Here is a 19085-nt window from a genome sequence, read left to right on the forward strand (position 1 = left end):
ATCTGGCTATGAGCCGGCTTGAGAAAAAGGGGGTGACAGCCACCGTCTCGCTCGGGAAACTGTCGGCTTTCCGATTGACCGAAAGTGGAGTTGCCCCATGTCCGACCAAAGCCGCCAGATGACCCCTGAAGAAGCTGCCGAATTCACCGAGCAGGTTTTCAACAAGGCGCGCGACGGTGATGCCGAGATGCTCGATCGCCTGGTCACCGCCGGTTTGCCGGTCAACCTGAAAAACAGCAAGGGTGACACGCTGCTGATGCTGGCCAGTTACTACGGCCATGTCGATGCGGTGAACGTACTGCTTAAACACAAGGCTGACCCGGAAATGCGCAATGGCAACGGCCAGAGCCCGATTGCCGGTGCGGCGTTCAAAGGCGATCTGGCGGTGGTCACGGCGTTGGTCGAGGCGGGCGCCGAGATTGAAGGCTCGTCGTTCGATGGACGTACGGCGCTGATGATGGCGGCGATGTTCAACCGTGTTGAAATCGTTGATTACCTGATCAGCAAAGGCGCCAACGCGCAAGCCAAGGACGCCAACGGCGTGACGGCGCTGGACGCGGCCCGCACCATGGGCGCGGTCGACACCACCGCACAGCTGGAAAAACTGTTGGGTTGATAAGATCAGAAGGTCGCAGCCTGCGGCAGTTCCTGCACGGATCCCTTGTAGGTGCTGCCGCGGGCTGCGATCTTTTGCTTTGTGCGCTATCCTCCGCGCCCTCGAAATTCACCTGCCACAGGATCCGCCCTCATGAAAGCCGCACTCGCCGAACTCATCAGCAAAATCAGCTCCGGCTGCATGGGCGAGGACGAGATCCTGAAAGTCGCCGACGAAGCGGCGCAGGCCTACGCCGATGCTGATGCCTTTCTGACCGCCAACCCCGACATCAACTACGACGAGACCTTCCCGATTCCGCTGGGCGAGTGGGTCGTGGTCGGCAGCCTGCCGGAAACCGTGCTGTTCCAGGCAGACACCTATGTCGACCTGTTCGCGCAGATCGTCGCCTCGTTTGGCCCAGGTGTGGATTTCAACCTCAAGCCCAAGCAATTGGCCAAGACCGAAGCCCTGACTGCACTCAACCGCATCCAGGTGCAGATGAGCAGCATGAACAAGGAAAACGGCGGCTACACGCTGATGAACTTCAGCCAGTTGCTCGACGACGAACTGCAGATGGTTTTGGTCTACGGCAACGACGTGCCTCGCGTACTGGAGTTGTGCGCCGAGGTCGGCATCGCCGCCGCTCCTTCGCTGGAAGCCTTGAAGATCGCCGTTCACGTCTGAACGCAATAAAAGGGAACCCTGCGCGCGACCGTCTATCCTAAAAGTGCATGCCACTATTCTGGAGCGACACCATGGGTTCCACGTTCAACGGTCTGATTGGCCTGATCATTCTTGCCCTCGACATCTGGGCCATCATCAATGTGCTGAAAAGCGGCGCCACCACCGGGATGAAAATCGTCTGGGTACTGCTGATCATCCTCCTGCCAGTGCTGGGCCTGATCATCTGGGCGATCGCCGGACCGCGCGGCAACGTGCGGATCTGAATCAGCTAACACCGCAATACCCCCTGTAGGAGCTGCCGAAGGCTGCGATCTTTTGATCTTGCTTTTAAAAATCAACGTCAAAAGATCGCAGCCTTCGGCAGCTCCTGCAAGGATTGTGGTTTGCCGATGAAGTGAGGTTCGACCTGTCATCTTCGGCAACGTAGAATGCGCGCCTTTCCCGGGCAATCGTCCCCACGATTGACGCCCGCGCATTCACCGGAGCACTTCACCATGACCGTTACCAAAACCAGCGAGTACCTGGAAACCCTCTACGAAGGCTACGGCCAGCGTTTTCGCATGGAAAAACTGCTGCACGAAGTGCGCACCGAACACCAGCACCTGGTGATCTTCCAGAACCCGCGCATGGGCCGTGTCATGGCGCTGGACGGCGTGATTCAGACCACCGAAGCCGACGAATTCATCTACCACGAAATGCTCACCCACGTGCCGATCCTCGCCCACGGCAGCGCCAAGCGCGTGTTGATCATCGGCGGTGGTGACGGCGGCATGCTCCGTGAAGTGACCAAACACGCCGGCGTCGAGCACATCACCATGGTCGAGATCGACGGCACCGTGGTCGACATGTGCAAAGAGTTCCTGCCGAACCATTCCAGCGGCGCCTACGACGATCCGCGTCTGAACCTGGTGATCGACGACGGCATGCGTTTCGTCGCCACCACCACGGAAAAGTTCGACGTGATCATCTCTGACTCCACTGACCCGATCGGCCCGGGCGAAGTGCTGTTCTCGGAAAACTTCTACCAGGCGTGCCACCGCTGCCTGAACGAGGGCGGCATCCTCGTGACCCAGAACGGCACGCCGTTCATGCAGATCGACGAAGTGAAAACCACGGCCGGTCGCCTGAACAGCCTGTTCCCGGACTGGCACTTTTATCAGGCTGCGGTGCCGACCTACATTGGCGGCTCGATGACCTTTGCCTGGGGCTCGACCAACCCGGCTTACCGCAAGCTGAGCCGTGAAACCCTGCAACAGCGCTTCATCGGCAGCGGCATCGTCACCCGCTACTACAACCCGGAAATCCACATCGGCGCGTTCGCCTTGCCGCAGTACGTGCTGCAGGCGATCAACAAGCCAAGCAACGACTAAAAGAACACTGCAACTCCCCTGTGGGAGCGAGCTTGCTCGCGAAATCGGACTGTCAGCCAACATATTTGTTGAATGAAAAACCGCTTTCGCGAGCAAGCTCGCTCCCACATTTGCTTCCCCGTGATGTAGATGTCGTTTTATTCACGTTCGTGCGCTGTAATCCTTTTGAACCAACTTTCGGCGCACCAGTCGATTTAGGTGTAAGCCCATTTGCGGGTTTGATCGAGGAGGCACCGATGCAAAAGTGGAAAGTCACTTTCGTGGACGATCATGGTGAAATTGTCGATGAGGTGTTCGAGCGCGCGGAATGCCCCAGCGACGATGAGGCCGCTCGATTGATCAAGGCACGGCTCCTGCCCGTCGCCGCCGAACTGGATCTGAACGATCTGGAAGGGCGCACCGCCGATGCTGGCGTCAAAAGCCTGAAAACCCAGAACAGCATCGAAATCCGCAGCATCACCCCAATCTGAAAATCTTCCTTCATCCGAAGCAACCAGGCCTTGGCAGCAGCTCTATCTTGGGGCTACTCTGCAAGCGAGATCAGCGAACGGATCGCTAAGGTCTGGTCTTGTCAGCTACATGCTTGTTCCCGCGTGCAACCACGTTGCCGTCGTACTTTGGCCAGAGGCCCGGGGCGGGAATACGGAAAGTCTATCCATCTATGCGAGGGGGACGATTCATGAGCACAGCCTATCAAGAAGACATCAGCAGCAATGTTCTGCGCCGCATGAAAGAAGGCGGTTTCGATTTTTCCCGATTCCATCCCATCGAGTTCTACGCGATTTTCCCGGACGAGGAGCGGGCGCGCAGGGCGGCAGGCAAATTTCGCGGTGAATCCATCAATGCCCAGGTCAGCGTGCGTGATGACGGTGCGTGGGCGCTGGAATTAAGCAAAGTGATGTACGCGACCTATGACGATATCGGCGACTTCGAGCAGGGATTCTCTGCCGTGGTTGAACCTCTGGGCGGCATTATCGAAGGCTGGGGTGTGAAACAGGAGGTGCGCAACCGCCACCGTTTGAACTGATCTCTGGTTTCATTTGTTGAACAACGGCTGACCTTCGGGTTGGCCGTTGTCATTTCCGGCGTAAGCAAAATGCTGTGGCAAAACCCTGAAACAAGAAACCGAGGCAAAAAAAAGCCACCGGAGAGGGTGGCTAAAAGGGAAGACCGATAAGGAGAGGAAACCGGTCAGGGTTACAGCGGGGCGGGCTGCCGAGGCAATCCCGATCAGTTGAGCTGGGCGCTTCGTGACGTGGTAGTCAGCGAAGTTTTGCAGCGAATGCGCGGATTATCCGCAGGCAGCGCCGGGCAGTGAAATCAACTCTGACTATGCTGGTGATAGGCGATGCAGTGCGTCGCAATGAAGCGGGGGCAATCCGGTTGGGGCATTTGCCGCACAGGAATGGTGCGGTGTCTGTAGCGTGAATATCCAACCGATTGAAATCAAAGCGTTTATGCCGATGGCACGGGCCTTGCGAAGGCCTGTAGGTCCGGGTGACAAGGAGTACGGCATGATCCGCACCTATTTTGATGAGATGTACGATGCCGGCGGCCAGGTTCGCCCGCATTATCGGGAGTTCGCCCGATGGCTGGCCGACACGCCTGACGAGCTGCTGGCTCAACGGCGACGCGAGGCCGATCTGCTGTTCCATCGCGCCGGCATTACTTTCACGCTCTATGGGGATGAGCAGGGCACCGAGCGCCTGATTCCCTTCGACACCATTCCGCGCAGCATTCCCGCCAGCGAGTGGCGGATCGTCGAGCGCGGCTGCATCCAGCGGGTCAAGGCGCTGAACATGTTTCTCGCCGACCTCTATCACGAGCAGCGCATCATCAAGGCCGGGATCATTCCTGCCGAACAGGTGCTGGCCAACGAGCAATATCAGTTGGCGATGCAAGGTCTGGATCTGCACCGCGATATCTATTCGCACATCTCCGGCGTCGATCTGGTGCGCGATGGCGACGGCACCTATTACGTGCTTGAAGACAACCTGCGCACACCGAGTGGCGTCAGCTACATGCTCGAAGACCGCAAGATGATGATGCGCCTGTTCCCGGAGCTGTTCGCCGCCCAGCGCATTGCGCCAATCGATCACTACCCGAACCTGCTGCTCGACACCCTGAAGAGCTCGAGCCCGATTGACGACCCGAGTGTGGTGGTGCTGACGCCGGGTCGCTTCAACAGTGCATTCTTCGAACACGCGTTTTTGGCGCGGGAAATGGGCGTGGAGCTGGTCGAGGGCGCGGATCTGTTCGTGCGTGATGACAAGGTCTTCATGCGCACCACCGACGGCCCGAAAGCAGTGGACGTGATCTACCGCCGGCTCGACGACGCTTTCCTCGATCCTCTGGCGTTCAACCCGGACTCAATGCTCGGCGTGCCGGGGCTGCTGTCGTCCTATCGCTCGGGCAACGTAGTACTGGCCAACGCCATCGGCACCGGTGTGGCGGACGACAAATCGGTGTATCCGTTTGTCACTGACATGATCCGTTTTTATCTCGACGAAGAACCGATCCTGAAGAACGTGCCGACCTGGCAGTGCCGCAATCCGTCTGAACTTTCCCATGTGCTGGCCAATCTTCCAGATCTGGTGGTCAAGGAAACCCAAGGCTCCGGCGGGTACGGAATGCTGGTGGGTCCGGCGTCGACGACGGCCGAAATCGACGCGTTCCGCGAGCGGATCAAGGCCAAGCCCCACGCGTATATCGCGCAACCGACGCTGTCGCTGTCGACTTGTCCGACCTTTGTCGAAAACGGCATTGCGCCGCGCCATATCGACTTGCGTCCGTTTGTCTTGTCCGGGCGCGAAACCCGCGTGGTGCCCGGCGGTTTGACCCGCGTCGCGCTGCGCGAAGGCTCTCTGGTGGTGAACTCCTCCCAGGGCGGCGGAACCAAGGACACCTGGGTGGTCGAGGATTGAAGGAAGCTTGCCATGTTAAGTAGAACTGCCTCGGATCTGTATTGGATGTCGCGTTACCTGGAGCGGGCGGAAAACCTCGCCCGGATGCTCGACATCAGTTATTCGCTGTCGCTGATGCCGCAGGACGGTCGCGGCGATGGTCTGCACGAACTGGCGATGCCGCTGCTGATCACCGGCACCCTTGATGATTATCTGGAGCGTCACGGCGCGTTGCATGCCGAACGCCTGCTGCACTTTTTTGCCCTTGACGCGGCTAATCCGGCGAGCATCTACAGTTGCCTCGGCGCGGCGCGGGCCAGCGCCCATGCTGTGCGTGGACGCATCACCGCAGACATGTGGGAAAACATCAACGCGACGTGGCTGGAGATTCGCGGGATCGCCGAGCAGGGTCTGAGCCGTTACGGCATGAGCCGCTTTTGCGAATGGATCAAGGAACGCTCGCACCTGTTTCGTGGCGCGTCCTACGGCACGATCATGCGCAACGATGCGTTTCGCTTTATTCGTCTCGGCACGTTTATCGAGCGCGCCGACAACACCCTGCGGTTGCTCGATGCACGTTATGAAATGGCCGGCGATCAGGCTGAGGCGGTCAGTGACGGCACGGCACACGCTTATTACCAGTGGAGTGCCTTGCTGCGCGCCTTGTCGTCATTCGAGGCCTACACCGAAATCTACCGCGATGCGCCCGGCGCCCGTCACGTCGCCGAGTTGCTGCTGTTGCGTGCCGATGTCCCTCGTTCACTGCGCGCCTGCACCGAGGAGATCGATCAGATTCTCGCGCAGTTGCCCGGCGCCAATGGCCGACCGGCCCAGCGCCTCGCGGCAGAGATGGACGCGCGCCTGCGCTACACCGGCATCAACGAAATTCTCGAGGAAGGCCTGCACGCCTGGCTGACCGAATTCATCCCGCTGGTGCGCCAGTTGGGTAACGCCATTCACAGTTCCTACCTGGAGGCTGCATGAGACTTTCCATAAGCCACGAGACCACCTATCACTACGAAGATCAGGTGCGGGCGAGCATCCAGTACCTGCGGCTGACACCCCACGACAGCGAGCGTCAGCACGTGTTGAGCTGGCAACTCGACCTGCCACGCCCGGTGCGCGCGCAACTCGATCCGTTCGGCAACATCCTGCACGTGCTGACCATGGATGAACCGCACGAAGCGATCATCATTGGTGCGCGCGGTCAGGTTGATATCGACGAGCTGCGCGAGGCCGAGCATGAAAGCCAGTCGGCGCTGCCGTTCCTGCGCTTTACCCGATTGACCGAGGCCGACGAGGCATTGCGCGCGTTCGCCGAGAGATCCTGCAAGCAGCGGCGCGATCGCACCGCGCTGATCGATCTGATGCACGGTTTGAATCAGCACATGACCTACACGCCGGGTTCCACCGAAGTCGACACCAGCGCGGCGGAAGCCTTCGCCGGGCGTGCCGGGGTTTGTCAGGATCACGCTCACGCGTTCCTGGCTTGTGCACGTAGTCTCGGGATTCCGTCGCGTTATGTGTCGGGCTACTTGTACAGCGAAGATTGCGAGCATCTGGCCAGCCATGCCTGGGCGGAGGCCTGGCTGGATGACGCCTGGTACAGCTTTGACGTGACCAATGAACTGGCACGGCCGGAGCGGCATCTGAAACTGGCGGTGGGTCTGGATTATCTGGATGCCTGCCCGGTGCGCGGCATGCGCCGGGGCGGTGGGTGTGAGCAGATGCATGCGAAAGTGTTCGTCTCACCAACCCCAGTCATCTCCGTACAACAACAGTAACGGGCTAACACAAAACCCTTGTAGGAGTGAGCCTGCTCGCGATAGCGGTCTGACAGTTGAATTATCAGTGTCTGACACTCCGCTATCGCGAGCAGGCTCACTCCTACAAGGAAATGTGCTCAGGGCTTAACCTTGCGCCCAGCCATGTGTTTCAAATATCCCACCAACATCTGCAAATCGCCATCCGGCAACACCTCCACCGAAAACCCCGGCATCTTCGCCTGCGGCCACTGCCGCAAACTCTGCGGATCACGAATGTAGCGCTTGAGGAAATCCGCGCCGAAATACTCGGTCGGGTTATACGGAATATTCAGATCCGGCCCGAACTGCGCATCCCCCGCACCGTTCAACCGGTGACAGGCCAGACAATTCTTCTGAAACAGCGCAAAGCCCAGATTGACTGGGTCATCCGCCTTCAACGCAGGATCCGGCAGCAGGGCAGGGAAGCGCTCGGCCACCGGCGCCAAGCGCTTGATGCTCGCGACTTCGAACGGCCATTGCTCCGGGCTGATATTGCCGGCCTGCGGATCGGTCCAGACCAGATAGAACGGCCCGGCGCTGTGCTTGCCCTCTGACAGCGCTGGCCACGGCTGAGCCGGATCCTCAATGGCCAGCCAGGCCCGTGCGCCTTTTGCGTTGAGCAGCGGCGCTGCGGCCAGCTCGGCCGCGAACCCGTCCAGCGCCACCGCTTGCAGGTGATCTTGCGGTTTGATCCCGGTCAGCAGCGCGGCCACGGGCACGGCGCGATAGGTCATGTCCTTCTTGTAGGACACATCGTTTTTGATGGTGAGGGTTTGTACCTGAGGATGCTTGAGTAATTCCTCGGTCTGCCAGGTGCGGCTGTTTGCGCCCAGTTGCAGATCCAACTGTGCGGCAGCCAAGGGCATGCTCAGCAGCATGGCGCCGAATACGATGAGCGCTTTCAAATGATCGCCGTCCATGTCGTGGGAGTGCGCAAAGATTGGCACAGCCACGCTGGCCCGGGTAGCGGGCCAGTCACATTTTCAGTGGCGATAAACAGCACCTGCCGCTCGATTCAGCCGATGACCTTGGTCAGATTCGGCAAAATCAACAACAGCGTCGTGGCGAAAAGAATGAGCCCTGCTTGACGAACTTTCGGTTGTTTGAACATGGCTTGACCGCCTTTATTGTTATTTCCTGATGCTTGCCTGCATATCCATGACGGCAAGCGCTGCACTTCCTGTTGAAGAACGTCGGCCTCGGCAAAACCCGACGACCCTGACGTACATGTACTACCTTAGGGCCCGCGTCACGCTTGGCTTAGATCCATTTCATATGGAGCTGTGATGAATTGCGATTAAAACGGCATGAGGCTTATTGCCAGCTTCTGTGCCGCCCGCTGGCTAGACAACTCGCCGACCTGAACCGGTTCACCCAGCCGCCGACGACCGTCCGTCTGAGCGCGTGCGTCAAGCGCATTGAGCGCTGTGGTCATTGAATCAATGGCCGGTGGGGGCAAGAGTGGAGCCACAGGAAATCACTCACCGCCCTGGTTCGAGGACGTCATGACCCAAGCTTTGATATTCGATGCGTTACGTACGCCACGCGGCAAAGGCAAGGCCGATGGCGCCTTGCACAGCGTCAAACCGGTGAGCCTGCTGGCCGGTCTGCTGACCGCGCTGCAAGCGCGCACCGCGTTGGACACCAGTCAGGTCGATGACGTGGTGGTCGGCTGCGTGACGCCGATTGGCGATCAGGGCTCGGACATCGCCAAAACCGCTGTGCAAGTCGCCGATTGGGACGTCAGTGTCGCGGGCGTGCAGATCAACCGCTTTTGCGCCTCGGGGCTGGAAGCGGTCAACCTTGGCGCGATGAAAGTGCGTTCGGGCTTCGAAGACCTGGTGGTGGTCGGTGGCGTCGAGTCGATGTCGCGGGTACCGATGGGCAGCGATGGCGGCGCCTGGGCGCTGGACCCGCAGACCAATCTGCACAGTCATTTCACTCCGCAAGGTGTTGGCGCGGACCTTATCGCCACGCTGGAAGGCTTCAGTCGTCAGGACGTCGATGCCTACGCCTTGCACTCGCAACAGAAAGCCGCACGGGCGCGGGCCGACGGCTCGTTCAACAAGTCGCTGGTGCCGGTGCAGGACCAGAACGGCATCATCCTGCTCGATCACGATGAGTTCATTCGTGCCGAGTCGACTCTGGAAGGCTTGGGCAAGCTCAAGCCGAGTTTCGAAATGATCGGGCAGATGGGCTTCGACGCGACCGCGCTGCGGGTCTACAGCCATGTCGAGCGAATCAATCACGTGCACACACCGGGTAACAGTTCCGGGATCGTCGACGGTGCCGCGCTAATGCTGATCGGCTCCGAAGCCAAGGGCCGCGCGCTGGGGATGCAACCTCGGGCGCGGATTGTCGCCACGGCGGTTACCAGCACCGATCCAACGATCATGCTCACTGGCCCTGCGCCGGCAACGCGCAAGGCACTGGCCAAGGCCGGGTTGCGCGTTGAAGACATCGACCTGTTCGAGGTCAACGAAGCGTTTGCTTCGGTGGTGCTGAAGTTCATCAAGGACATGGCCGTCGACCCCGACAAGGTCAATGTCAACGGCGGCTCCATCGCCATGGGCCACCCGCTGGGCGCGACCGGTTGCGCGATCCTCGGCACCTTGCTCGATGAGCTGGAAGTGCGGCGCCTGCGCTATGGCCTGGCGACGCTGTGCGTCGGCGGCGGCATGGGCATTGCCACCATCATCGAACGCCTCTGAGCCCCGAATTCAAGGAACCTTGTTATGAGCGAAGCCATTCGTTACGAAAAAGGCCAGGACGCGATCGTCGTGCTGACCATCGACATGCCGGGCCAGAGCGCCAACACCATGAACGCTGTGTACCGCGAGGCCATGGCTGCGTGCGTCGCCCGGCTGGTGGCGGAAAAAGACAACATTGCCGGGGTCATCATCACATCGGCGAAGAAAACCTTCTTTGCCGGCGGCGACCTCAATGAGCTGATCAAGGTCGGCAAGCCAGAAGCCAAAGCCTTCTACGACATGGTGCTGACCCTCAAGGGGCAATTGCGCACTCTGGAAACCCTCGGCAAACCGGTGGTCGCGGCGATCAACGGCGCGGCGTTGGGCGGCGGTTGGGAAATCTGCCTCGCCTGTCATCATCGCGTGGCGCTGGACGATGCATCGGTGCAACTCGGTCTACCGGAAGTGACCCTCGGCCTGTTGCCGGGCGGCGGCGGGGTGGTGCGCATGGTGCGTATGCTTGGCATCGAAAAGGCGCTGCCGTATTTGCTCGAAGGCAAGAAAGTGCGTCCGCAACAGGCGTTACAGGCGGGTTTGATTGATGAACTGGCGGCGGATCGCGATGAATTGCTGGCCAAGGCGCGCGCCTGGATCGTTGCCAATCCGACGGCAGTGCAGCGCTGGGATGTGAAGGGTTATCAGATTCCGGGCGGCACGCCGTCGAACCCGAAAGTCGCGCAGATGCTGGCGATTGCGCCGTCGATTCTGCGCAGTAAGACCCAAGGGACAATGCCGGCGTCGGAGAAAATCCTCTGCGCGGCAGTCGAGGGCGCTCAGGTCGATTTCGACACCGCGCACCTGATCGAAACCCGTTACTTCACTGAACTGACCACCGGGCAGATCTCGAAAAACCTGATCGGCACGTTCTGGTTTCAACTCAATGAGATCAACGCCGGAGGTTCGCGGCCACAGGGCTTTGCGCCTTATAAGACGCAGAAGGTCGGCGTGCTCGGCGCCGGGATGATGGGCGCGGGGATTGCATTTGTCAGTGCTTTGGCGGGGATTGAAGTGGTGCTCAAGGACGTCAATCTGGCTGCCGCCGAAAAAGGCAAAGCACATTCTGCCGCGTTGCTGGACAAGAAAGTCGCTCGCGGACAGATGGATGCTTCGAAGCGTGATGAGGTGTTGGCGCGGATCAAGCCGTCCGAAAGTGATGCCGACCTCGCGGGTTGCGATCTGATCATCGAGGCGGTGTTTGAAGATCGCGATCTCAAGGCCAGGGTTTCCTCTGCCGCCCAGCAAATTGTCGGCGCCGAAGCTGTCATCGCCTCGAATACATCGACGCTGCCGATCACCGGCCTGGCAAAGGCTGTGCCTGATCCTGGAAAATTCATCGGTCTGCATTTCTTCAGTCCGGTAGAGAAAATGCCATTGGTGGAAATCATCAAAGGCGCGCAGACCAGCGACGAAACCCTGGCTCGAGGTTTCGATTTCGTCCTGCAAATCAAGAAGACCCCGATTGTGGTCAACGACAGTCGCGGCTTCTTTACCTCGCGGGTATTCGGCACGTTCACCAATGAAGGCATTGCCATGCTTGGTGAAGGCGTGAGCGCGCCAATGATCGAGACCGAAGCGCGCAAGGCCGGGATGCCGGTCGGACCTCTGGCGATCTCCGACGAAGTTTCCCTCAGCCTGATGAGCCATATCCGTCAGCAAACCGCCAAGGACCTACAGGCAGAAGGGAAATCGCTGATTGAGCACCCGGCCTTCGCCGTGATTGACTTGCTGCTTAACGAATACAAGCGTCCGGGCAAAGCGGCGGGTGGCGGTTTCTACGATTACCCGGCCGGTGCACAGAAACATTTGTGGCCCGAGTTGAAGACGCATTTCGAAAAGGCTGATGGGCAGATTTCGCCCAAAGACGTGCGCGACCGGCTGCTGTTCGTGCAAGCGATCGAAACCGTGCGCTGTGTGGAGGAGGGTGTGCTGACCTCGACGGCAGACGCCAACGTTGGCTCGATCTTCGGTATCGGTTTTGCAGCGTGGACGGGCGGCGCATTGCAGTTCATCAACCAATACGGGGTGAAGGATTTCGTCGCCCGTGCGCAGTATCTGGCCGAGCAGTATGGCGAGCGTTTCGCACCGCCAGCGTTGCTGCTGGATAAAGCGGCAAAAGGTGAAATGTTCTAAGGGCAGCGAGCATTCCGGGGCTTGCCTTGCCAGGGTGTTTCAAGGCAGGCTCTGGGGTGTTCATTATTCCCATCACGTGTCAGGTATTTTTTATGTCGCTACGCATCTGCATTCTGGAAACCGACATCCTGCGTCCGGAACTGGTCGATCAATATCAGGGTTACGGGCAGATGTTTCAGCGCCTGTTCTCGCAGCAACCGATTGCCGCCGAGTTCACCGTCTACAACGTGATGCAGGGCGAATACCCGAGCGACGACCTGAGCTTCGACGCGTACCTGGTCACCGGCAGCAAGGCTGACTCGTTCGGTACTGATCCGTGGATCCAGACCCTCAAGGAATACCTGCTGACTCGTTACGAGCGTGGCGACAAACTGCTCGGCGTGTGCTTCGGCCATCAACTGCTGGCGCTGTTGCTCGGTGGCAAGAGCGAGCGTGCGACGCAGGGTTGGGGTGTCGGCACCCATAACTACAAACTGGCGGCGAAGGCGCCTTGGATGAGCCCGGTGCGTGAGGAACTGACGCTGCTGATCAGCCACCAGGATCAGGTCACAGCGCTGCCGGAAAACGCGACGGTTATTGCTTCCAGCGATTTCTGCCCGTTCGCGGCGTATCACATCAATGATCAGGTGCTGTGCTTCCAGGGGCACCCGGAGTTCATCCACGATTATTCGCGGGCATTGCTCGATTTGCGTCAGGAGGCGCTCGGTTCGCAGATCTACAGCAAAGGCGTGGCGAGTCTGGAGCAAGAGCACCATGGTGCGACGGTTGCGGAGTGGATGATGCGTTTTGTGGCGCATAAGCCAGAAACTGTCTAAGGCCAAAAGCTTCGCGAGCAGGCTCGCTCCCGCATTAGATTTTCGGTGCACCACCGATCAATGTGGGAGCGAGCCTGCTCGCGAATGTTCCAGACAACTCGGTCTGCTCTACAACCACCCGGATTTCTTGAAACTCGCCCACAAACTCACACACCCCACCGCAATAAACCCCAGCACGCCGAAATAGCCGTAGTGCCAACTCAACTCCGGCATGTTCTGGAAGTTCATCCCGTAAATCCCCGCCACCGCCGTCGGAAACGCCAGAATCGCCGCCCAGGCAGCAAACTTGCGCTGCACCACGCTTTGCCGTGAGGCCTCGAGCAATACCCCAATCTCAATGGTCTGGCTGGCAATGTCGGCGAGCGTGCTCAGGTCTTCCATCTGCCGCGTGACGTGGATCTGCACATCGCGGAAGTACGGGCGCATGTTCTTGTCGATGAACGGGAAGCTCAGCTTCTGCAGTTCCTCGCCAATCTCCACCATCGGCGCCGCGTACCGGCGCAGGCGTACAACGTCACGGCGCAAGCCATGCAGCCTCTGAATGTCACGCTCATTCAGTGCGCTACACAGCACGTTGCGCTCCAGTTCATCGATTTCGGCATGGATCGCTTCACCGACTGGCTGATAGTTCTCGATGACGAAATCGAGCAGCGCATAGAGTACGAAATCTTCCCCATGCTCCAGCAACAGTGGACGCGCCTCACAACGTTGGCGGACATGGGCGTAGGACGCCGAGTGGCCGTTACGCGCGGTGATGATGTAGCCCTTGCCGGCAAAGATGTGCGTCTCGATAAATTGCAGAACGCCGTTTTCGCGTATAGGCGAGTAGGTGACGATAAACAAAGCGTCGCCAAAGGTTTCCAGCTTCGGTCGACTGTGTTTTTCCAGAGCATCTTCGATGGCCAGTTCGTGCAGGTTGAACTGACGTTGCAGATTGGACAGTTCTTGAGCGTCCGGCTCTTCCAGACCGATCCAGACAAAATGTCCGGTTTTCGCGGCCCAGGCGGCGCCTTCGTCGAGGCTAATATTGGTGACTTTCTTGCCTGCGCTGTACACCGCAGCAGCAACAACTCGACCCATGGTGGTGATTCACTTCTTCTTGGCAGGTGGCAGGGAATGCAAGGCTTCAGCTTAGCCGTGTCGCTGCTTGAGAGTCAGTGAAATCTGTACAGTTCACCGGGCAAAAGAAAACCCGCACAGGGCGGGTTTGCTTTTCACGCGGCTTGTAGCTGTCGATCCATCGAATCGATGCACTCGCGCATCTGTTCGCGGCACTGATTGATGAGCATGGGCATGTCGTCCATGGTCAGTCCGGCTGTGGGAATTGCCGGCAACGAGCGTATGAGGATTTTCCCGCTGCGCCAGCGATTCAGACGCATGTGCTTGATGTAACTGCTCACGCAAACCGGAACGATCGGTACACCAGCGGCAATTGCCATCTGGAACGCGCCTTTCTTGAACGGCAGCAATTCTTCGCCGAGGTTGCGCGTGCCTTCCGGAAACACCCAGATCGAGGTGTCTTCGTTCTGCAAGGTATTGGTGGTGGTCAACATCGACTGGCGCGCTTTGTGCGCATTCCCGCGATCGATCAGTACATTGCCAGCCAGCCAGAACAGTTGCCCGAACAGCGGCACCCACTTCAGGCTCTTCTTGCCGATACACACAGTACGACGGGGCACGACGTTGCCGAACACGAACAGATCGTAGTTGGACTGATGGTTGGCGATGATCACGCAGCTGTCAGGCTTGTTCATCAAGCCACTGACGTCTGTTTTCACCCGCAGGCGCAAAATGCACATGGCTGGCAATGCGTAGAGGCGGGCGCACAGACGGCTGTTGTCCGGATTGAACGGACGGCAGATCCCGAGGATCACCCCGAGCACACCCGCCAGAATAAAGTGCAGGCCCATCAATAACATACGAAGCACGAACAGCATTTTCAGGCCCCACCGGGACAAAAGGTGGCGCAGTGTACGGATGTGCACTGTTTTCGGCAATTGCCGCTATAGAGTGCGGAGATAGCCGATGTTTAAGCGCATGTTTCAGACTTGCTTGTCAGACCCGTCCTAGAGCAGCCACGGCGTCTTCAACCGAGCGTGCAAGAAAAAGCCCGACACGATGGTCGGGCTTTTCTTTATTGCATGTGTCTGGGGTTAACCGAGATGTTCCTGATCCTGGATGATCGCGTTATCCAGGGTTTCCAGCAGCGTCTTGCGTACTTTCAACTTGGTGTTTTTGTGCGCGAGCATGTTGATCTTCTTCAGCTGACGCGCAGCGGCGAGGGCGGCACCTTGCAACTCCTCGGCGGAAACCACTTTGTCGAGGAAACCGGCATCCACGGCGCTTTGCGGATCGAACATCTCGCCGTTGATCACTGAGCGGTGGAACGCCGAACGACGCAGACGATCACGCGCCAGCTCGATACCAGCGTGGTGCATGGTCATGCCGATCTGCACTTCGTTCAGGCCGATGCTGAACGGACCGTCGACGCCGATACGGTAGTCGGCAGATAACAGAATGAAAGCGCCTTTTGCCACAGCATGACCCGGGCAAGCGACGATGACCGGGAACGGGTGAGAGAGCAGGCGACGCGCCAACGTCGAACCGGCAGTCACAAGCGCCACGGCTTCTTTAGGGCCGGCGGTCATCACTTTCAGATCGTAGCCGCCGGACAGAATCCCTGGCTGACCGGTAATGATCACGATGGCACGATCAGTCACTGCCTGATCCAGCGCCGCGTTGAATGCCGCAATCACGTCCGGAGAAATGGCATTGACCTTGCCATTGCTCAAGGTCAGGGTCGCGATACCGTCTTCGAGGTTGTAGGAAATCAACTCACTCATGACGCTATTCCTTGTAAGAAAGATGGGCAGACGTTACCCACCGTCGCAGGCCAGGTAAAGCGCCGTGACTGACCCGCCAGTCACCGTTTCCCGGCGTAGCCAGCGCGGCGAGGCATTCTGCTTCTATATAGAAGGGTCACCTCCACCGAAGATTGGCCGGTTTGCCATGGCCTGACGGTCGGCGAAACGGCTTTTTCTCTTAACCGCATGAAAATTCTGAAAAAAAGTTTGCCATCGCAAAAGCTTTCGACTACATTAGCGCGCCTCGACAGACAGAACATGTTTGAAGAGATACGGTGAAGTGTCCGAGTGGCTTAAGGAGCACGCCTGGAAAGTGTGTATACAGGAAACTGTATCGAGAGTTCGAATCTCTCCTTCACCGCCACATTAAGTACACAAAACCCCTGACTTCGAGAGAAGTCAGGGGTTTTGTGCATTCTGGCGTCCGGATTTTATTGGCGGCGAGTTGAGTTCAGCGTTGAGCGATTACAATCGCCGACTTATCTATCAGTAAAGGAACGCCATTCCATGATCATTTCCACCACTCACGCCATTGAAGGCCGGCAGATCACGGCCTATCTGGACATCGTCAGTGCCGAGTCGGTGCAGGGCGTGAATGTGATCCGTGACATGTTTGCCGGTATGCGCGACTTTTTCGGCGGGCGTTCGCAGACCCTGGAGCGGGCTTTGAAGGAGGCGCGTATTCAGGCGACCGAAGAAATACGGGAGCGTGCGCGTGCTCTGCAGGCTGATGCGGTGGTCGGGGTGGATTTCGAGATCAGCATGCCCGGCGGCAAGGGCGGGATGGTTGTGGTGTTTGCGACGGGAACGGCGGTCAAGTTGCGCTGAGTTTGCTTGACGGTGTGTGAGCCCGTTCAGAGATTGAACGGGCTCAATCTTTCTGTGTAATCAGCCTTGTGGCTTGAGGATCACAGCGCCTCTCGCGTCATAGGTGAGCGGCGTGTCGATGGCGACAAGCGGAGGTGTGTCGGAAGGTTGGTTCGGTTGCACTGGCTGGCTCGGATGGTAAATGACGCCAGGCTGCAGAACCGGCGTATCGGGGCCCGGATATTTGATGGTGATTTCACCGGAAGCGATCTTGTCCTTGAGTTTTTCCGCCCCGGCTTTGCCGGCTGCGATTTGTTCGTCCGTGAGCTTTACGACAGGTAGATTCGGGAATCCGTTGATTTGCATGTTCTCTCCTTGAGATTCATTTGTATGAAAAAGGGCAACGGCCTACCTCCGGAATTCTTTAGCGGTGTAGGACCAATGGCAATTCTTCGCGTTGAGTTTTTGTAGGCCATTCGTCGGGCATCAGGAGATCTGAATAACAAGTCCAGGAATGACCAGCTAGTCTCAAAAGCGTTGGAGGTCGATATTTTTTCAGGCGAATGGGTTTTTGCCGGTGTCGACCGGTGGCGAAGGGGCGATGGTATGACTGATCCGTATATCGAAGACGATGGCGCTGAATTTTCCTTCAATAACTGTGTACGGTGCGGTCAGACCGAGTACCAGTCAGGCTTTGGCGAGGACCGGGTGCAGACCGGCAAGATCAAATCCACAGCACCGAAAGGGCCGAAGGCAAAATTTCTGCCCAAAGTCAGCGCGCGATCCAGAAAATAATCTGTCACTGCATAACCCCGTCATTGAACGGGGTTTTTTATGGCTGATTGAGTGAGGACATGTCCTACGCAGTTTGGTGGCGAATGCAGTGGGCTTTCACAAACTTTTCACGTCTACCCCGGTAGGGTGAAGCCATCCGTTAGAAAGCAAGTCTCCAGCCCGTCTCCCCAGCGGGCTTTTTTTTGCCTGTCATAAAACCTTTTCCGGAATCGCTGTCCAATCGGCGCCAAGTGCGCGAAGCCACTGATATCGGCTGGACTTTTTCGCGGCGACGGCATTAAATCCCGGCCCTTTTTGTCATCCCAATTTTTGAGGTTTTCGTCATGCGTTTAACACTGCCTGCTCTGGTTCTGGGGCTTCTGGTTGCTCAAGGTGCAATGGCTGCCGGCGATGGCACCGCTGCGCTGGGCGGTGGTCTGGGTGGCGCGCTGGGTAATGTGGTCGGCCAGAAAATGGGCGGTAGCACTGGCGCGGCAATTGGCGCAGGCGTTGCTGGCGCGGCAGGTAGCGCAATGGCGGCGCGTAAGGGCAGCCGGACGAAAGCGGCGATTGGCGGTGGTGTTGGTGCAGCTGGCGGTTCGGTGATCGGCAACAGCCTGGGCGGCAAGACTGGCGCCACGATTGGTGCAGGCCTGGGCGGTGCGGCTGGCGGCGCGGTGGGCAGCAACCTGTCCAAAGGGCATAAGCGTCACTGAGATTGATCGTTTGTCAGAGAAAGCCCGGCTTGATGCCGGGCTTTTTCATGGCTGAACGTTTTTCCCGTTTGCGTCTCCAATCTCACATAGGCCCATGTCTGGGCGGACTGTCCCGCTTCGGGAACTGTGAGGTTCATATGCGATTGTCATTATCTGCACTGTTTTTCGGGTTGCTGGTCGCTCAGGGGGCTATGGCCGCCGGTGATGGCACCGCCGCTGTGGGTGGCGGCTTGGGCGGCGCGCTCGGCAATGTGGTCGGTGGACAACTCGGTGGCAGTACTGGCGCGGCGGTAGGTGCGGGTGTTGGCGGCGCGGCCGGCAGTGCCGTCGGGGCGAATAAACGCAATCGAACCGAAGCGGCCATTGGCGGTGGTCTCGGCGCGGCGGGTGGCTCGGTCGTCGGCAACAGCCTCGGCGGCTCTACGGGTTCGACCATTGGCGCAGGGTTGGGCGGCGCGGCGGGTGGTGCGGTCGGTAATAACCTCGGTGACGATGGTGGCTCTCATTCGGGTGGTGGTCACAAACACAAGAACAAACATAAAAACCGCCATCATTGATGGTGGGTTAAACGGAAACCCGGCATTTTGCCGGGTTTTTTGCATTTGCTCGTCGGACTCTGGAACGATTGGCTGTAGGGCTATTCGAAAGTCATACACTCCACCAGATGACGAGGTTTGCCATGACTCCCGAAACTGAAGGCAAGGAAGAGAAAGGTTCGAGTGGACTGCCGTTTATCAATGACCCGGGGAATGAGGATCCGGGGTCGTTGATGGATGATGCGACGGTGCCGTTGAATGATTCGGATGAGGCGGATATGGAGTATGAAGAGGATGAGGATGAGCAGTGAGGGGGAATAGGGTGGGTTGAAAGTC

Annotated in this window: 22 protein-coding genes and 1 tRNA gene; 18 read left to right on the top strand and 5 right to left on the bottom strand. The window is 58.5% G+C overall.

Annotation, left to right across the window (positions count from 1 at the left end; genetic code table 11):
- Positions 1 to 97 precede the first annotated feature (97 nt).
- From PspS49_RS09135 to PspS49_RS09175, 9 genes are all read left to right on the top strand, one after another.
- Positions 98 to 616 (top strand): ankyrin repeat domain-containing protein, encoded by a 519-nt coding sequence (locus PspS49_RS09135; protein WP_160038899.1) that lies wholly within the window; start codon positions 98 to 100, stop codon positions 614 to 616.
- 132 nt (positions 617 to 748) lie between these two features.
- Complete coding sequence (locus tag PspS49_RS09140) at positions 749 to 1279, top strand: hypothetical protein (RefSeq protein WP_150775449.1); 531 nt, start codon at positions 749 to 751, stop codon at positions 1277 to 1279.
- 71 nt (positions 1280 to 1350) lie between these two features.
- Entirely contained in the window at positions 1351 to 1542 is a 192-nt protein-coding gene (locus PspS49_RS09145) for a PLDc N-terminal domain-containing protein (protein ID WP_007914053.1), read from the top strand.
- 231 nt (positions 1543 to 1773) lie between these two features.
- The gene (gene speE, locus PspS49_RS09150) at positions 1774 to 2649 is read left to right on the top strand and encodes a polyamine aminopropyltransferase (RefSeq protein ID WP_016982904.1); all 876 of its coding nucleotides are present in this window, start codon (positions 1774 to 1776) and stop codon (positions 2647 to 2649) included.
- Positions 2650 to 2885: 236 nt separating this feature from the next.
- Positions 2886 to 3119, top strand: coding sequence for a hypothetical protein (locus PspS49_RS09155; protein ID WP_007914057.1), 234 nt, complete (start codon positions 2886 to 2888; stop codon positions 3117 to 3119).
- A gap of 209 nt (positions 3120 to 3328) precedes the next feature.
- Positions 3329 to 3676 (top strand): ribonuclease E inhibitor RraB, encoded by a 348-nt coding sequence (locus tag PspS49_RS09160; RefSeq protein WP_007914059.1) that lies wholly within the window; start codon positions 3329 to 3331, stop codon positions 3674 to 3676.
- Positions 3677 to 4163: 487 nt separating this feature from the next.
- Complete coding sequence (locus PspS49_RS09165) at positions 4164 to 5573, top strand: circularly permuted type 2 ATP-grasp protein (protein ID WP_016982906.1); 1410 nt, start codon at positions 4164 to 4166, stop codon at positions 5571 to 5573.
- A 12-nt stretch (positions 5574 to 5585) separates the two neighbouring features.
- On the top strand, positions 5586 to 6536 hold the full coding sequence (locus tag PspS49_RS09170; RefSeq protein ID WP_007914063.1) for an alpha-E domain-containing protein: 951 nt from the start codon (positions 5586 to 5588) through the stop codon (positions 6534 to 6536).
- Positions 6533 to 7336 carry a transglutaminase family protein gene (locus PspS49_RS09175; protein ID WP_038366909.1) on the top strand — a complete coding sequence of 268 codons (804 nt, stop codon included), beginning with the start codon at positions 6533 to 6535 and terminating at the stop codon, positions 7334 to 7336. Before PspS49_RS09170 ends, PspS49_RS09175 begins: the two co-directional genes overlap by 4 nt.
- 119 nt (positions 7337 to 7455) lie before the next feature.
- Here PspS49_RS09175 and PspS49_RS09180 read toward each other — a convergent pair whose 3' ends face one another.
- The gene (locus tag PspS49_RS09180; RefSeq protein ID WP_160042482.1) at positions 7456 to 8277 is read right to left on the bottom strand and encodes a cytochrome c; all 822 of its coding nucleotides are present in this window, start codon (positions 8275 to 8277) and stop codon (positions 7456 to 7458) included.
- A gap of 585 nt (positions 8278 to 8862) precedes the next feature.
- Here PspS49_RS09180 and PspS49_RS09185 point away from each other — a divergent pair.
- The 3 genes from PspS49_RS09185 to PspS49_RS09195 all read left to right on the top strand — a co-directional run bounded on the left by PspS49_RS09185 (position 8863) and on the right by PspS49_RS09195 (position 13052).
- Entirely contained in the window at positions 8863 to 10068 is a 1206-nt protein-coding gene (locus PspS49_RS09185) for an acetyl-CoA C-acetyltransferase (protein ID WP_160038901.1), read from the top strand.
- Between the two features lie 24 nt (positions 10069 to 10092).
- Complete coding sequence (locus PspS49_RS09190; RefSeq protein WP_160038903.1) at positions 10093 to 12237, top strand: 3-hydroxyacyl-CoA dehydrogenase NAD-binding domain-containing protein; 2145 nt, start codon at positions 10093 to 10095, stop codon at positions 12235 to 12237.
- A 92-nt stretch (positions 12238 to 12329) separates the two neighbouring features.
- Entirely contained in the window at positions 12330 to 13052 is a 723-nt protein-coding gene (locus PspS49_RS09195; RefSeq protein WP_127926465.1) for an amidotransferase, read from the top strand.
- A gap of 108 nt (positions 13053 to 13160) precedes the next feature.
- Here PspS49_RS09195 and PspS49_RS09200 read toward each other — a convergent pair whose 3' ends face one another.
- The 3 genes from PspS49_RS09200 to PspS49_RS09210 all read right to left on the bottom strand — a co-directional run bounded on the left by PspS49_RS09200 (position 13161) and on the right by PspS49_RS09210 (position 15895).
- A complete protein-coding gene (locus tag PspS49_RS09200) occupies positions 13161 to 14132 on the bottom strand; it encodes a magnesium and cobalt transport protein CorA (protein WP_127926466.1) in 972 nt (323 codons plus the stop codon).
- 134 nt (positions 14133 to 14266) lie between these two features.
- On the bottom strand, positions 14267 to 14989 hold the full coding sequence (locus tag PspS49_RS09205; RefSeq protein ID WP_160038905.1) for a 1-acylglycerol-3-phosphate O-acyltransferase: 723 nt from the start codon (positions 14987 to 14989) through the stop codon (positions 14267 to 14269).
- Between the two features lie 216 nt (positions 14990 to 15205).
- Positions 15206 to 15895, bottom strand: a complete 690-nt coding sequence (locus tag PspS49_RS09210; RefSeq protein WP_160038907.1) for a crotonase/enoyl-CoA hydratase family protein — start codon at positions 15893 to 15895, stop codon at positions 15206 to 15208.
- 295 nt (positions 15896 to 16190) lie between these two features.
- On the opposite strand from PspS49_RS09210, the gene PspS49_RS09215 reads away from it, so the two are divergent.
- Positions 16191 to 16280 (top strand) — tRNA-Ser (locus PspS49_RS09215).
- A 143-nt stretch (positions 16281 to 16423) separates the two neighbouring features.
- Positions 16424 to 16744, top strand: a complete 321-nt coding sequence (locus PspS49_RS09220; protein ID WP_016985528.1) for a YbjQ family protein — start codon at positions 16424 to 16426, stop codon at positions 16742 to 16744.
- Positions 16745 to 16804: 60 nt separating this feature from the next.
- Here the strand turns inward: PspS49_RS09220 and PspS49_RS09225 are convergent, their stop codons facing one another.
- Positions 16805 to 17089 (bottom strand): hypothetical protein, encoded by a 285-nt coding sequence (locus tag PspS49_RS09225; protein WP_127926469.1) that lies wholly within the window; start codon positions 17087 to 17089, stop codon positions 16805 to 16807.
- 240 nt (positions 17090 to 17329) lie between these two features.
- Here PspS49_RS09225 and PspS49_RS09230 point away from each other — a divergent pair, with 240 nt between their 5' ends.
- The 4 genes from PspS49_RS09230 to PspS49_RS29660 all read left to right on the top strand — a co-directional run bounded on the left by PspS49_RS09230 (position 17330) and on the right by PspS49_RS29660 (position 19060).
- The gene (locus tag PspS49_RS09230) at positions 17330 to 17518 is read left to right on the top strand and encodes a hypothetical protein (protein ID WP_095050941.1); all 189 of its coding nucleotides are present in this window, start codon (positions 17330 to 17332) and stop codon (positions 17516 to 17518) included.
- Between the two features lie 323 nt (positions 17519 to 17841).
- The gene (locus PspS49_RS09235) at positions 17842 to 18213 is read left to right on the top strand and encodes a hypothetical protein (protein WP_038366883.1); all 372 of its coding nucleotides are present in this window, start codon (positions 17842 to 17844) and stop codon (positions 18211 to 18213) included.
- Positions 18214 to 18350: 137 nt separating this feature from the next.
- Positions 18351 to 18770, top strand: coding sequence for a YMGG-like glycine zipper-containing protein (locus tag PspS49_RS09240; protein ID WP_007914081.1), 420 nt, complete (start codon positions 18351 to 18353; stop codon positions 18768 to 18770).
- A gap of 122 nt (positions 18771 to 18892) precedes the next feature.
- A complete protein-coding gene (locus tag PspS49_RS29660; RefSeq protein ID WP_007914082.1) occupies positions 18893 to 19060 on the top strand; it encodes a hypothetical protein in 168 nt (55 codons plus the stop codon).
- Positions 19061 to 19085 lie beyond the last annotated feature (25 nt).

Source organism: Pseudomonas sp. S49, from assembly GCF_009866785.1.
Classification (GTDB): domain Bacteria; phylum Pseudomonadota; class Gammaproteobacteria; order Pseudomonadales; family Pseudomonadaceae; genus Aquipseudomonas.